6 protein-coding genes and 1 pseudogene are annotated in these 15301 nt (G+C 37.9%); 3 read left to right on the forward strand and 4 right to left on the reverse strand.

The window, feature by feature from the left end; genetic code table 11:
- Positions 1–13: 13 nt before the first annotated feature.
- On the reverse strand, positions 14–778 hold the full coding sequence (locus FBFL15_RS05795; RefSeq protein WP_014083705.1) for an MBL fold metallo-hydrolase: 765 nt from the start codon (positions 776–778) through the stop codon (positions 14–16).
- 97 nt (positions 779–875) lie between these two features.
- On the opposite strand from FBFL15_RS05795, the gene FBFL15_RS05800 reads away from it, so the two are divergent.
- Positions 876–2324 (forward strand): hypothetical protein, encoded by a 1449-nt coding sequence (locus FBFL15_RS05800; protein WP_014083706.1) that lies wholly within the window; start codon positions 876–878, stop codon positions 2322–2324.
- A 414-nt stretch (positions 2325–2738) separates the two neighbouring features.
- Here FBFL15_RS05800 and FBFL15_RS16480 read toward each other — a convergent pair whose 3' ends face one another.
- Both FBFL15_RS16480 and FBFL15_RS16770 read right to left on the reverse strand, forming a co-directional pair.
- Positions 2739–9554, reverse strand: a complete 6816-nt coding sequence (locus FBFL15_RS16480; protein WP_231847503.1) for a T9SS type B sorting domain-containing protein — start codon at positions 9552–9554, stop codon at positions 2739–2741.
- Between the two features lie 54 nt (positions 9555–9608).
- Positions 9609–12263, reverse strand: a pseudogene (locus FBFL15_RS16770) (valine--tRNA ligase); the annotation flags it as partial.
- 188 nt (positions 12264–12451) lie between these two features.
- Here FBFL15_RS16770 and FBFL15_RS05810 point away from each other — a divergent pair.
- Together FBFL15_RS05810 and lpdA are read left to right on the forward strand one after the other, a co-directional pair.
- Entirely contained in the window at positions 12452–12883 is a 432-nt protein-coding gene (locus FBFL15_RS05810; RefSeq protein WP_014083708.1) for a DUF1573 domain-containing protein, read from the forward strand.
- Positions 12884–13405: 522 nt separating this feature from the next.
- Positions 13406–14794, forward strand: a complete 1389-nt coding sequence (gene lpdA, locus FBFL15_RS05815) for a dihydrolipoyl dehydrogenase (RefSeq protein WP_014083709.1) — start codon at positions 13406–13408, stop codon at positions 14792–14794.
- Between the two features lie 53 nt (positions 14795–14847).
- On the opposite strand, the gene FBFL15_RS05820 is transcribed toward lpdA, so the two are convergent.
- Positions 14848–15267: a protease complex subunit PrcB family protein gene (locus FBFL15_RS05820; RefSeq protein ID WP_014083710.1), complete on the reverse strand. Its 420-nt coding sequence runs from the start codon at positions 15265–15267 to the stop codon at positions 14848–14850.
- Between the last annotated feature and the right edge of the window lie 34 nt (positions 15268–15301).

The following is a 15301-nucleotide window of genomic DNA, read 5'->3' on the forward strand; positions in this document are numbered from 1 at the left end:
TGTAATTTTTTAATTAAACATTTAAAATTAAATTATCATAAGCCAAAAAAACATTTTCGGGCAAGTTGTTTTCTATATCTTGATGAAAGCCAAAAGTATGACTAATATGAGTAAGATAACTTTTTTTTGGGTTTATTTTTTTTATAAAATCCAAGGCTTCTTCCAAATTAAAATGCGTAGGGTGCGGTTCTATTCGTAACGCATTGATTACTAGCAATTTCAAGTTTTTTAATTTCTCCATTTCGTCTGCATCTATCGTTTTTATATCGGTCAAATAAGCAAAATCTCCAATTCTATATCCAAATATTGGCAATGTACCATGCCAAGCCTTAATAGGCCTAACAGTAGTTTTGTTTATTGTAAAATCCTGATTTTCAACTACTTCATTTGTAATAACACTAGGAGCTCCTGGATATTTATTTTCGGTTTCAAAAATATATTGAAATCGCATTTCTAAATTTTGTAACACCCTTTGGTGTGCAAAAATCGGCATATCGCCATACACAAAATTAAATGGCCTTATGTCGTCCAATCCAGCCGTATGATCTGCATGTTCGTGTGTAAACAAAATGGCATCTACTTTTTCACACTTAGATGCCAGCATTTGTTGTCTAAAGTCGGGGCCACAATCCACCACAATCGATGCGTCGTCTGTGGCTATCCAAACCGAAACCCGTAGCCGCCTGTCTCTTATGTCTTCACTCAAGCAAACCCCTTCTTTACAACCAATAACTGGTACACCCTGAGAAGTTCCTGTTCCTAGAAAATAAATAGTCATTTGATAATTTTTTGATAATATTTTGCAAAAATAAGGTTAATTTATTTTAAAAAACTAGCTAAATCATTAACTTTGCCATCGAATATCTAAAAAAATAATGGAAACAGCAATAAAACTAAAGGGAGACAAAGTCATACAGCAAATTCCTTCGATCAAAGACAAGGCATTACGTATCAATTTGAATGAAAATATTTATGGAACTTTTGCCGAAATCGGTGCAGGCCAAGAAACAGTTCGACATTTTTTTAGATCAGGGGGGTCCTCTGGAACTATTGCAAAAGCCATGTCGGCTTACGACAAAGATTTCAGCGATGCCATTTATGGCGTAGAAGACGATGGCAGATATGTTACAGAAAGTCGTTTGAAAAAAATGCTCACTTTTGAAGGCAAACTTATCGAAAGAAGATTAAGCCGTGAAAAACATCCTAATAAAATATTTTTTAGCTACGCAAATACTGTTGCAACTATCGATTTTGCAAAACAATTCAAAGGACACGGGTGGGTAGGCATTCGCTATCAAATAGAACCAGACGAAGATTATAACGAAATCATTTTACACATTCGTTTCAAAGAAACCGATGCCCGTTTGCAACAAGAAACCCTGGGTATTCTTGGTGTAAACCTTATTTATGGTGCTTTTTACAAATACAACGACCCCAAAAAATTACTCCGTTATTTATACGACCACCTCGATAAAGACCAACTCGAAATAGATACAATCAATTTTTCTGGCCCCCGTTTTGCCAACGTGGACAACAGATTAATGAGCTTACAACTCGTAAAAAACGGCATGACCGATGCCGTAATCTTTAATCCAGATGGTATTAACATTTTACCCGCTGCCATTTTATACAAAAAAAACATCCTTGCCCTGCGTGGTAGCTTTAGACCTGTTACGAAAGTAAATATGGATATGTATGAGAAATCCCTAAATATGTTTCTTCAAGAAAGCAAAGTAAGTAAAGAAAATACTTTGGTTATTTTCGAAATTACTCTTTCAAACCTTCGCACAGACGGCGAAATTGACGAAAGAGATTTTATGGACAGAGCAGAATTGTTATGCTCTCTCGGACAAACAGTGATGATATCTAATTTTCAAGAGTATTATAAAGTTGTAGAATATTTCTCTAATTATACAAAAGCTCGTATGGGACTTGCCATGGGAGTAAACAATCTTGTCGATGTTTTCGACGAAAAATATTACAGACACCTAAGCGGTGGCATACTCGAAGCCTTTGGAAAATTATTTTATCGAGATTTAAAAGTTTTCTTATATCCAATGATCGACGAAAATGGAGACATCATTACTTCCGAAAACCTAAAAGTACACCCTCGTATGAAAGAATTATATAAATTCTTTGCCTACAACGGAAAAGTAATCGATATTGTCGATTACGAAAAAGACAACCTCAAAATTTTCTCCCGCCAAATCCTCAAAATGATCAGCAAAGGCGAAAGAGGTTGGGAAAATATGCTTCCAAAAGGCATTGCCGAAATTATCAAAGAACACCAACTTTTTGGCTTCTTACCAACAAAATTAATCTAATACACTTCATCAATCATCATGCTCTTCCAAAAAATTAGGGCATGCCGCCAAAAAAAGAAAGCCCCCAATCAGCCAAACTGTTGATTCGGGGCTTCCTTTTTTTGTCGTCGGGCTATCACGAGCACATGGTGCCTTGCTCTATCCCTCATGCAAAAAAAAAAGGTCGAAAACAACATTCTTCATAAAATGTTGTTTTCGACCTCAAATGCAATATTTAAAACTTCCTACTTATAGTCAAAGTATGTCATCTACTTATCCTTGGCATGAAATGACCCCCCCAGAAAAAAGAACGAATCCATCATCATAAAAACCTTGAAACTAACTTATAATTTATTGAAACAACAATAATAAGCTAGCCATTTCATTCTTAATATTTAATACTTAATACTTAATACTTCATACTTAAAAAAAGTACTACCTTTTAAGTGAGAAATGGGCTTTAAATTGTTTAGCTAAAGTTTTTTCAATATAATCTACTGTAAACCAGTAATCTGTGGAAGGGAGTTGTGCTCCGTTTAGGGTTCCGTCCCAACCTTCGTTTTGATTTACAGAGGTAGCACTCAATTGTTTGAGTAGTTTTCCGTTGCGGTCAAAGATATAAATTTTTGTGTTAGGTTGCGATTTTAAACCCGTAATATTCCATGTATCATTAAATCCATCGCCATTTGGTGTAAAAAAGTGCGGATAATCAATGGTTTCTACATCCAATATCGTGTAAGGATCACAACTTTGATTTCCTCCCTCAATGTCCCATACCCAAAGGGTGTGCGAGCCAAGGCTCACGTTTTCAAATTTAGGACTCACCTGTTGTGGCCCATCGTCTAGGCTGTACAAGTAAGTTCCATAACCCGCTACGGTGGCCTCTATAATTTGATTGCTCTCAAAAGCATTGGTTATCGTATAAGACACCCCAGCTATTGGAGCCGCTGGCCCTGATTGATATACATCAAAACCAACAGAGGTAGTCGTACAGCCCAAAGTACTGTTGCTAATAACTTTGACACTAAATGTTCTTACGGCATCATTCACAGAGATGTCCCCGTTTTCGATGGTATAAGTAGCCCCCGTAGCTCCAGGAATCACCTGTGGAACGGCCGCTCCCTCCTTGACATACCACACGTAAGTATAATCGCCCGTTACCTGACTGTCTAGCGTAAGGGGTCTTACTACTTTTTTGGTCAAATAATCCACACAAATGTAGTTGTAGTCATTATTGGTTTGGATGATAGGATTAGGATAACGCTCTATTTTGATGTTGATGGTTGTAAAATCTGTACATTTTGGCAAATAAATATTGTTGGTGTTGGTTACTTTTACATATATCGTGGACAACACTGGGTTTACACCCGCACTACTTGGGGCAGGCGTAACGTAATTTTGAGCCTGAACCAAAGTCAATGCGTTGGTGTCATTGGCCAAGTCGGTTGCGTTTGTAAAATAGGACAATACAAAAGTAGCAGGATCCTGCCCATTGAGTATTAGACCATCAAATTGTGTCAAATCAACTTTGCCAATACCGTCATAAGGATCGCCATAGTTGTCGCAGGTTGCAAAATTTTGAGGCCCAGTGGCTCTGGCTCTGTCTTCTACAATAAGGGTTAGGGTGCCAATTTCGTTGGTACAACCCGTGGCATTATTTACGATTCTTACATAAATGGTTTGGCTGTGTGGCGTAGTGTTGGTAAACAACAACGGCAAAGCATTAGTTCCATTTTGTGCCTCGGTTTGCAAGGCATGAAAGGTAAGGGTAAAGTTAGCGGGCAACTGCGATGTGCCTAATAATAAAGCTATTTTGGGTTGCAAATCAAACTGAGCCAAACCATCGCTGTTGTCGTCACAAATTTTATAAACAGGCAATGTAGCCACGGTAGGTCTTGGGTTTACCGTTAGTGTTTGTTTTACCATCACAAAACAATGTTGCCCTTGGTAATCTGTTCGGGTATTTTCTACACGAATCCACACATCGCCAGCCACGGCGGCGGCTGTTGGGTTCAGGATTTCGTTTACAGGAGGCACGGCTGTTGCCTCTGCATAAGAACGGAAATACCTCAAGATCAAGTTCGGATCGCCATTCATAATATAAGTAGTATTAACCGTCAAATTGAAAACCGACAATGGCACATCCAACGGGTTGTTGGGATCGGTGTAATTGTAAGCACATTGAGTACCAAGGCTAGGAATACCCGTTGTTCTTGGTGTTGGTATTGGCAAGACTCTTATGTCGAGTTTGGTCCAGCTTTTGCATCCTGTGGCATTGTTGGTAACCATTACACCCAGCGTTTGAGCAAATGGTGTGGTGTTGGTATAAGCCGTTGGATTGGCAATAGGTGTTCCCGTTTGCGGGTTGCTGTAACTAGGATAATATGTTACGGTATAGCCCGTCAAACCTTGGGTAATTTCGTTGTTTTTAAGGGTCAAATCAAAGGTATAAAACTGGTCATTTGGATTGGCATCGGTGTCGCACACACTCAAAGCCGTAGGGATAGTCAAAGCCAAAGGCAAATTGACAATCAAATCAAAACGGGTAATGTTTCTACAATTGGTGCTGTTTCGTTTGATGCTGGCCCAAATGGTTTGCGGGTTGCTTATGTTGTAATAAGCAGCTGCATTTACAATTGGATTGGCACCCGTTAGGGCATCGGCTTGTGTCAAATGATAAGTAACAGTATAGTTGCTAGCGGCACTGGTTTGCAAGGCTAATAAACCTGCCGTTTGTTGGGGCAAATCAAAAAGGGTTAAACCATCTTGGTTGTTGCTATCGGTTTGATCGCATTTTGTCAAGTTGGCAATACTTCCAGAACCAGGAACGATTGGTGCAATATTGACATTCAATTCTATCGTAATGGCTTTTCTGCAACCGTATTGGTTTACGGCACTGGCATAAATAAATTGTACCAAAGCCCCACTGTTTTCATAATGTTGCGGATTGGCAATAGGATAAGATCCCGTTTGGGCATCGCTCAAGGTTTCGTGGTAAGTAATGGTAACGTTTATAGCACCCGCCAAAATATTGGCCGTAAGGGTTGTCAAATCAAAAAAGTATTGTCCATTTTGATTGGTATCGCAAATGGCCAAAGGTGTTGTAGGTACAACAGGCATAGGCAACGGATTGACAATCAAATCCATGGTGCTAATATTGGAACAACCTGTAATGACATTGGTTAATTTTATACCCAAGGTTTGCGAATATGCCAATACATTGGTATAACTGCTCCAGTTGGCCGGCAAAATGGCATTGGTATTGGCATTGGCATCTGCCAAACTAGGATAAAAAGTAACATTCATGCCTGTTTGTCCATTCAAAAGGGTGGTAATTTGGCTGGCCAAGTCAAAATTTTCAAATCCCAACGGAGCGTTAGCATCGCAAAGGGTCATTGATGTAAAGCTCGAAGGTACAAGGGGTAATGGTTTTACAATTAATTTAAAATTGCCAATACTAAAACAACCCGTTCCAGGATATTGTATTCTGAAATAAACCGTTTGTTGGTTGGGGCTAGTGGTATTGGTATAAAAGTTAGGTAAAGCATTGGTTTGGTTTTGAGCATCGGCTAGGGAGCTGTAATATTTGATAACCGTTCCAATAAGGCCATTGGCAATTTCAGCATCTTTGGCGTGCATGTCAAAGGTTTCAATCCCATCGTTTGTAGGAGCGGTGTTGTCGCAAAGCACATAATCGGTCAGATTCACATTTGGAATCGGACGCGGATTGACAATCAGTTGCAAGGAGCTTGTAGAGAAACAAGCAGGAGCTAAAGGATCGAATATTCGTACATATATGGTTTGAGAAAAAGGCGTGGTAATGTTGCAATAGGTGTTGGGCAAGGGTTGCTCGCCTGTTTGAGCATCGGTTAGCGTTACGTGGTAAGTAACGGTTAAAGAGGCGTTGTTGTTGGTAATTTGTGGTGTAGCATTGCTTAGCGTAAAACAAGCAACACCGTCGTTATTGTCATCACAAACCTGAAGGGCAACGGGTGTGTTAAAGGCTGGAGCCGATAAAATGGTAACCGTGGCCAGAGCCGTGTCGTCCACACAAGGAGCTACACCTGCAACGGTGTAAGTAAAACTGCTCGAAGCCCCTGGCGCTGGCACAAATGTACCGGCAGCAGCATTGAAAGTGCCACCTGTGCCAGAGGTTCTTGTCCAAACCCCGCCTGATTGTTCGCCCAACAAAATGTCTGCCAAGTTGATGGTAGTGGTGCTGGTTTCGCAAATGGTTAGTGTACCGTCTGTACCGGCATTGGGCACTTCGTTGATGTTGATGGTGGCCATACTAAAATCGTCTAAACAAGGAGCGCTACCGGCCACTGTATATTTGAATTGGCTTGTTGTAGCCCCCAAACTAGAGGTAAAAGTACCCGTTGTGGCATTGAAAGTACCACCAACCCCGCTGGTTCTGGTCCAAACCCCGCCTGTTTGCTCGCCTGTAATCAAACTGAATAAATTAACAGCAGCAGTAGCATCAACACAAATGGTGGTGTTGCCATCGGTACCTGCATTGGCCACCGCATTAACATTTACAGTAGCTAAACTGGAATCGTCTGGACACGGAGAAGTACCCGTAATGGTATAAGTAAAGGTGCTATTGGTAGCATTAGTAGGAACAAAAGTTGCCGATGCAGCCGTAAAAGTACCGCCCGTGCCGCTGGTTCTGCTCCAAACGCCACCCGATTGTTCGCCTGTAATCAAATCAAATAAATTGATAGCAGTGGTACTGTTTTCGCAAACCGTAGTGCTGCCATCGGTGCCGGCATTGGATGCTGGACTGATGTTTACAGTAGCTTGACTTGAATCATCAACACAAGGTGAAGCGGCAGTTAATGTATAAGTAAAGGTGCTATTGGTAGCACTAGTAGGAACAAAAGTTGCCGATGCAGCCGTAAAAGTACCGCCCGTGCCACTGGTTCTGGTCCAAACGCCACCCGATTGTTCGCCTGTAATCAAATCAAATAAATTAATAGCAGTGGTACTGTTTTCGCAAACCGTAGTGCTGCCATCGGTACCTGCATTGGCCACGGCATTAACATTTACAGTAGCCAAACTGGAATCGTCTGGACATGGAGAAGTACCCGTAATGGTATAAGTAAAGGTGCTATTGGTAGCACTAGTAGGAACAAAAGTTGCCGATGCAGCCGTAAAAGTACCGCCCGTGCCGCTGGTTCTGGTCCAAACACCACCCGATTGTTCGCCTGTAATCAAATCAAATAAATTGATAGCAGTGGTACTGTTTTCGCAAACCGTAGTGTTGCCGTCGGTGCCGGCATTGGATGCTGGACTGATGTTTACAGTAGCTTGACTTGAATCATCAACACAAGGTGAAGCGGCAGTTAATGTATAAACAAAGGTGCTATTGGTAGCATTGGAAGGAACAAAAGTACCCGATGCAGCCGTAAAAGTACCACCCGTGCCGCTGGTTCTGGTCCAAACGCCGCCTGTTTGTTCGCCTGTAATCAAGCTGAATAAATTGATGCTGGTGGTATCTGTAATACAAACTGTGGTGTTGCCATCGGTACCTGCGTTTACAGGGTTGTTTACTGTAATGGTGGCTGTTCCAGATTGGGTTTGGCTTTGAGATGGACTTCCAGAATCGGCAACAGAAATCAAATTATAAGCAAAAGTTCCTGCTGAAGTTGTAGGTGCAGCCACTGTTACAGAATTGCCCATAGTGGTGCTAACGGTTTGATTGGCACCTCCATTAATATTGTATGTAAAAGTGTAAGGAGCTACGCCATTGGCACCTGTAAAAGTAATATTAGGTGATGCGTCGTTCAAACAAGTGGCCGTTGTGCCAGCAATAGTAGCTGTTGGCAACGATAAAACGGTAACTGTAGCCGTTTGACTCACCGCTTTAGGGCAGTTATTGGCACTGGTAACACTTGTTATGTTGTAATTGAAAACCCCTAAAGTATTGGTAGGCACAGGTATAGACACGCTATTGCCAGTAGTAGTGGTTATTTGTTGGCTTGTGCCTCCATTAATATTATAGGTAAACGTATAAGGAGCTACGCCACCACTCCCCGTAAAAGTAACCGACGGACTGCTGCTGTTTAAGTTTACAGTAGCCGTACCGCTTACAACGGCATCGGAAAGGGGGTTGATGTGTAATTGAAATTGTCGGTATTCCGTACAATTTGAACCTATAAGATCGGTTACAGATACATAAATTGTTTGATTGTCTGTTCCCGGATAAGCATTCAAATTGGTAATGTGATTGGTACCCGCTTGAGCATTGGCACTACTAGTATAGAAAAATACTTCATAATCAGCCGCTGACAATCCATTGAGGATGATTGGTACAAACTGATTCAAATTAAATGTTGAATTAGGTTCACAAATGGATGATTGTTCAATGGAAGGTGTAATTAATGAAATTTCTGGTAAAGCGCTGATCTCATAATTGATTATTCGAGGAAAGCCACAATAATCAGTGTAATTACAGGATATAACCTCATTTGAAGTTATGGTATAGTTTGCTAAATTTGTGTTAGAAGTGTTATTAGACCAAACATAATTACTACCTAAATTAGGTGCATTCAAAATTATTGAATTGCCTACACATCCAGTAATATTTGTTATATCATTAGGAAATCGAACAATATGATTATTATTATACGCCCCTGTTGAAGCACTAAGCGACCAGAATAAATTGTTTTCACCAGAAAAAATATTTGTAATATGATTTCCCGTGGAACTAGCTCTTAAATTGTTATTGATGTATAATTCTAATTTTTGCTGAGTTAAACTTATATAATACCATTTAATTTTTACAGAATAGAAATTACCATCTTCGATATTGTTACAAGACGGCAGAAAGCAAATAGGATTATTTTGCAAGTCCATTATCAACTGAGAGTTTAACAGCGAACTATTTTTATAAATTCCTATGTGGTCGTAAATAATATCATTTGGGAATCCATTATCATAAGTATCAAATTTAATAACTATCATATTTTCATTCGATGGTAGTCCTAGAGAACTACCAACGCCTAAACTTGGAACACATAGTTTAGAGATGAAAAAAGCAATACCATCAGCTCCGTTTGAATCATTTATACCAAAGTTTAAGTCGAATTGTATTTCAAAATTAGTAGTTAAATTTATGGGAAATAAATTTGAAATCATTCCAGCTTGACTATTTAGATTAGGAGTGATAAGATATTCAGGAGGGGAATTAGTTATTAATGAAGCATTTCCTTGTATATTAAAAGATTGAGCATTTAAGACATTAAACATTAAAGAAATAAAAAAGAAAAAAATAGTTAACAAGGAGCTTTTAGAAATCAAATTAATATTAATTAAACTTTGCTCAATCGTTGCAATTTTTGCCAAAGCATCCGCTTCTTTTTTGCGTTCCATTTCGATTACTTTTTCTGGCGCACCTGCCACAAATTTTTCATTCGATAATTTTGCTTGTACGAATTTCAAGAAACCTTTGGTATAATTTAATTCTTCAGTCAACTTAGCCATTTCTTCTTCTACATTGATGTTTCCTGTAATTGGAATGAAATATTCATTCGATTTCAATCGGAAAGACAAAGCACCATCCACCTTATCAGAAACATAGTCCAATGCAGTGATGTTACCTAATTTACTTACTACGGAATCAAAATAAATTGTAGCCTTGTCGTTATTTACCACCTTCAATTCAATTGCATCTTTGAATGGGATGTTTTTATCTTTTCGAATCGTTCTAATACCTGAAATTACTTCGATAGTACTTTCAAAATCAGTAATTAAACTGGCATTAAACGGTTTCATTTCTGGCCAAGTCGAAACAATCAAGGCTTCTTCTTTTGTTCTTTCAGCCAATAACTGCCAAATTTCTTCGGTTAAGAACGGCATGAAGGGGTGTAACAATTTCAAGTTATTTTCCAACATTTCGATGGCTTTCGCCAAAGTTACACTGTCAATTGGTTGTTGGTACGCTGGTTTAATCATTTCCAAAAACCAAGAACAGAAATCGTCCCAAACTAATTTATAAATGCCCATTAAAGCATCAGAAATTCGGTATTTTTCAAAATTATCTTCAATCTCTACAAGGGTTTGTAGCAATTTAGCTTCATACCATTCAATCGCAACTTTTGACGATTCGGGTTGCGGAATAGTATCTGACACCTCCCAACCTTTAATCAGTTTGAACGCATTCCAAATTTTATTGGTAAACGCTTTTCCTTGGTTACACAATTCTTCGTCAAACATAATATCGTTTCCTGCCGAAGCACTTAACAACAAGCCCACACGAACACCATCTGCTCCAAATTTATCTATCAAATCTAAAGGATCAGGAGAATTTCCCAATTGTTTTGACATTTTACGTCGTTGTTTATCACGAACCAAACCGGTTAAATAGACATTCGTAAACGGTTTTTTACCTGTGTATTCATAACCTGCAATAATCATTCTCGCCACCCAGAAAAATAAAATATCTGGCCCCGTAACTAAATCATTCGTTGGGTAATAGTAGTTAAAATCTTTGTTTTCAGGATTCATTATACCTCCAAAAACCGCCATTGGCCAAAGCCAAGAAGAAAACCAAGTATCTAAAGCATCTACATCTTGAGTTAGGTTGTCTGTTGTCAGTTGTGGGTTGTTGGTTCTTTTTTTGGCTAAAACCAAAGCTTCTTCAATTGTTTCCGCTACCACAAAATCTTCTTTTCCGTCGCCATAATAATAGGCTGGAATTTGTTGTCCCCACCACAATTGGCGTGAAATATTCCAATCTCGAATGTTGTTTAGCCAATGGGCGTAGGTATTATCAAAACGTTTGGGATGCAATTTAATTTCTCCATCTTCCAAAACGGCTTTGATGGCTGGTTTTACCAAATCTTCCATTTTCAAGAACCATTGGTCTGACAAACGGGGTTCAATAACTGCTTTGGTACGCTCCGAAGTGCCTACTTTATTTAAGTGTGTTTCCGTTTTAGCCAACGCTCCAACCGTTTCTAATTCTTTGGCAATCGCCTCACGAACCACAAATCGATCTTGACCTTGGTAATGCAAACCAAAACTATTTAAAGTCGCATCTTCATTGAAAATGTCGATGATTTCTAAATGATGTTTCTCGCCTAAGGTCTTGTCCATCATATCGTGAGCAGGAGTCACTTTCAAACAACCAGTTCCAAATTCTACATCTACGTATTCGTCTTCAATAATTGGAATAACTCTACCACAAATTGGAACGATTGCCTGTTTACCTTTTAAATGAGCAAAACGCTCATCGTTCGGGTTAATACAGATGGCTGTATCTCCAAAAATAGTTTCCGGACGTGTCGTTGCAATAGTAAGGTATTCTTCTGCCCCCTCTCCTTCGGGGAGGGCTGGGGAGGAGTTGATTTTATATTTAAGGAAATACAATTTTCCTTGTTGTTCTTCATAAATTACTTCTTCGTCAGACAAAGTCGTTTTAGCTTCGGGATCCCAATTCACCATTCGGTAACCACGATAAATCAAGCCTTTGTTGTACAAATCGACAAACGAACGAATTACCGAAGCCGACATATCTGGATCCATCGTAAATTTAGTACGCTCCCAATCACAAGAGGCACCTAATTTTTTCAATTGATCCAAAATTACTCCGCCGTATTTGTCAGTCCATTCCCAAGCGTGTGCCAAAAATTCCTCACGAGTCAAATCATTTTTATTGATTCCTTCCGCTTTTAATTTTGCAACCACTTTTGCTTCGGTAGCAATAGAGGCATGATCTGTTCCTGGTACCCAACACGCATTCAATCCTTTCAAACGGGCTCTACGAATCAACACATCTTGAATGGTATTGTTCAACATGTGTCCCATGTGTAACACCCCAGTAACATTGGGTGGTGGAATTACAATTGTATAAGGCGTTCTATGGTCAGGTTCTGAATGAAAATAGTTATTTTTCATCCAGTAATCATACCATTTTTGTTCAATAGTCTTGGCGTCGAATTGTGCAGGAATTGTCATTTGTAATAAATTTGTATTTTAGATTTGAATATTCTAATAACGTTGGTTTGTATTTATTTATTATAATTTGCTCATTTTAATAAAGAGGCAAAAGTAACTATAAGTTAGCTATAAAAAAAGTAAAATAAAGTTTTGTGCATTGAAATTAAAAAACTAATTTTACAGTAATAAATTTAAAACTTTAAGAAATGAAAAAATTAATATTGCTGTTGGTATTATTTTTAGAAAGTATGGTTTTTGCACAATCAGGAGCTAAAATTGTTTTTAAAGATACAGATAATACCATTGATTATGGCACAGTTTCAAAAGACACTGATGACGGTGTTCGGAGTTTTGAATTTACCAATTTAGGTAATGAACCTTTAATTATTACTAATGTTCAATCATCATGTGGGTGTACTGTACCATCTAAACCAGATGGGCCAATATTGCCAGGTAAAACGGGTAAAATTACGGTTAAGTACAACATGAATCCGGGGGTTATTAGAAAATCAATTACTGTTGAAACAAATGCTTCAAATTATGAAGGAGGTATTGTAAAATTAACTATTAAAGGCGAAGTCATTGTAAAAAATGAAGTGAGTCCGTTGGAGAAGAAAAAATCGATGCTTGAAAAATAGCGAATAATCTTAATATGTTGATTGTTTTGCTTTAGGGATAGTAGTGGAAATCCTTTTAGAAGTCCCCCAGCCACCAAAAGGGCTGTGTTATATTGCAAGAATATAGTTTCTTTATGTGGTTATCAAAAAAGATAATTTCATAATATGATATTTCTATTGGAGTTCAATGAACGTTGTTTGAAACAGATAGCCCGACCCTTGTGGAACGCCCAAAGCACTAAAGATTAGATGAGCTGTTTTTTTTTGATTATAGTTAAAAATAATAATTTTTTATTAAAAGGCAAAAAAACATGAAAGCATTTCGGTAAGAAATGCTTTTTTGTTGTGAAATTCAAAAAAATTAAAACAGCCAATACTTTAAGTGTTTAAAAAGTAAGTAATTAAAAAATTATTTTTAAATTCGCAAACGAATATTAAACTAAAAAAACGATGATTTATAACGAATAATTGGAAATTGATTTTAATTATATCAGTTATAAAATTCAATTTTTGAATTGAAATTAACCATTAAAAAAAACATTTATGAAATACGATGTAATAGTATTAGGAAGTGGACCTGGAGGATATGTAACGGCCATTAGAGCCTCGCAATTGGGTTTTAAGGTAGCCGTTGTAGAAAAAGAAAATCTTGGAGGAGTTTGTTTAAATTGGGGTTGTATTCCTACAAAAGCATTGTTAAAGTCGGCACAAGTTTTTGATTATTTGAAACACGCAGCTGATTATGGATTAACGGTTTCATCATTTGACAAAGATTTTGGTGCTGTTGTAAAACGCAGTCGATCGGTAGCAGAAGGAATGAGTAAAGGTGTTCAATTTTTAATGAAAAAAAATAAAATTGACGTAATTGAGGGCTTTGGCAAACTTAAACCAGGCAAATCAATAGAAGTTACATCAAAAGAGGAAAATTTGGCTACATATCAAGCAGATCATATTATTATTGCAACAGGCGCACGATCTAGAGAGTTGCCCAATTTGCCACAAGATGGTCAGAAAGTTATTGGTTACAGACAGGCGATGACACTAGAAAAACAACCAAAATCTATGATTATTGTTGGTTCTGGAGCTATTGGAATTGAGTTTGCTCATTTTTATAATGCTATGGGTACCGATGTAACCATTGTAGAATTTATGCCGAATATTGTTCCTGTTGAAGACGAAGATATTTCTAAACAAATGGAACGCTCTATGAAAAAAGCAGGTGTGAAAATCATGACCAATTCGGCCGTTGATAGAATAGATACGACAGGAAATGGGGTAAAAGCATTTGTAAAAACTGCAAAAGGCGAAGAGGTATTAGAGGCAGAGCTATTGCTATCGGCAGTTGGTATAAAAACCAATATAGAAAATATAGGTTTAGAAGAAGTAGGAATTGCTACCGATAAAGATAAAATATTAGTAAACGATTTCGGACAAACAAATGTGCCTGGATATTATGCCATTGGCGATGTTACGCCAGGACTAGCGTTGGCACACGTGGCCTCTGCGGAAGGTATAAATTGTGTAGAAAAAATTGCTGGTTTGCATGTAGAACCTATAGATTATGGCAACGTACCAGGTTGTACGTATGCTACACCCGAAATTGCTTCTGTTGGTTTAACCGAAAAAGCAGCTAAAGAAAAGGGATATGAATTAAAAATTGGGAAATTTCCATTTTCTGCATCAGGAAAAGCAAAAGCATCGGGCAATGCAGATGGTTTTGTTAAGGTAATTTTTGATGCAAAATATGGCGAATGGTTGGGCTGCCACATGATTGGTGCTGGAGTAACCGACATGATTGCAGAGGCAGTGGTGGCACGAAAATTAGAAACTACGGGACATGAAATTCTAAAAGCCATTCATCCTCACCCAACCATGAGCGAAGCCGTTATGGAGGCTGTTGCCGATGCTTATGGCGAAGTTATTCATTTGTAATGAATTGTTTATAGAAAATAAAAAACCGTTTTTGAATAAAAAACGGTTTTTTTTTAATCAGTAATTACTATTTCTTTTTTAGAATTTATTTTAATAATAAAAAAGGGTTTACAAATTTCAACAACTTTACTTCTTGATGGTATTTCTTGGATTTTGATTACAATATTTTGTTCGGTTTCCTGAACACTTTCAAATTTTATTTTGTACCCTTTATGTTCTTTTTCGCCTAAATTGATCAGAATATAATTTGCTTTTTCAATATCAGTTGAATGGACTTTTTTCTTCAAATTTGGGTCGTTTAAAAGCATTTTAAATTCTTTGGCATTGGTAACCATTTCATAAAATTTAAAATGATTTCCACCCTCATCTGCTTCATACAACACTTCGTATAACACTTTGTTTGCCACCGTATTTTTATGTGATGAACAAGCCAAAACGGATATCAAAACCACGATATAACAGATTTTTTTCATATAATTATAATTGATGAAATTGGTAAAAAAAACT

Source organism: Flavobacterium branchiophilum FL-15 (assembly GCF_000253275.1).
In the GTDB taxonomy this organism is placed as follows: Bacteria; Bacteroidota; Bacteroidia; order Flavobacteriales; family Flavobacteriaceae; genus Flavobacterium; species Flavobacterium branchiophilum.

Coding starts and splice junctions, on each gene's coding strand:
- FBFL15_RS16480 (WP_231847503.1), bottom strand. CDS start 9,554: ATGTTTAATGTCTTAAATGCTCAATCTTTTAATATACAAGGAAATGCT.
- FBFL15_RS05810 (WP_014083708.1), top strand. CDS start 12,452: ATGAAAAAATTAATATTGCTGTTGGTATTATTTTTAGAAAGTATGGTT.
- lpdA (WP_014083709.1), top strand. CDS start 13,406: ATGAAATACGATGTAATAGTATTAGGAAGTGGACCTGGAGGATATGTA.
- FBFL15_RS05795 (WP_014083705.1), bottom strand. CDS start 778: ATGACTATTTATTTTCTAGGAACAGGAACTTCTCAGGGTGTACCAGTT.
- FBFL15_RS05800 (WP_014083706.1), top strand. CDS start 876: ATGGAAACAGCAATAAAACTAAAGGGAGACAAAGTCATACAGCAAATT.
- FBFL15_RS05820 (WP_014083710.1), bottom strand. CDS start 15,267: ATGAAAAAAATCTGTTATATCGTGGTTTTGATATCCGTTTTGGCTTGT.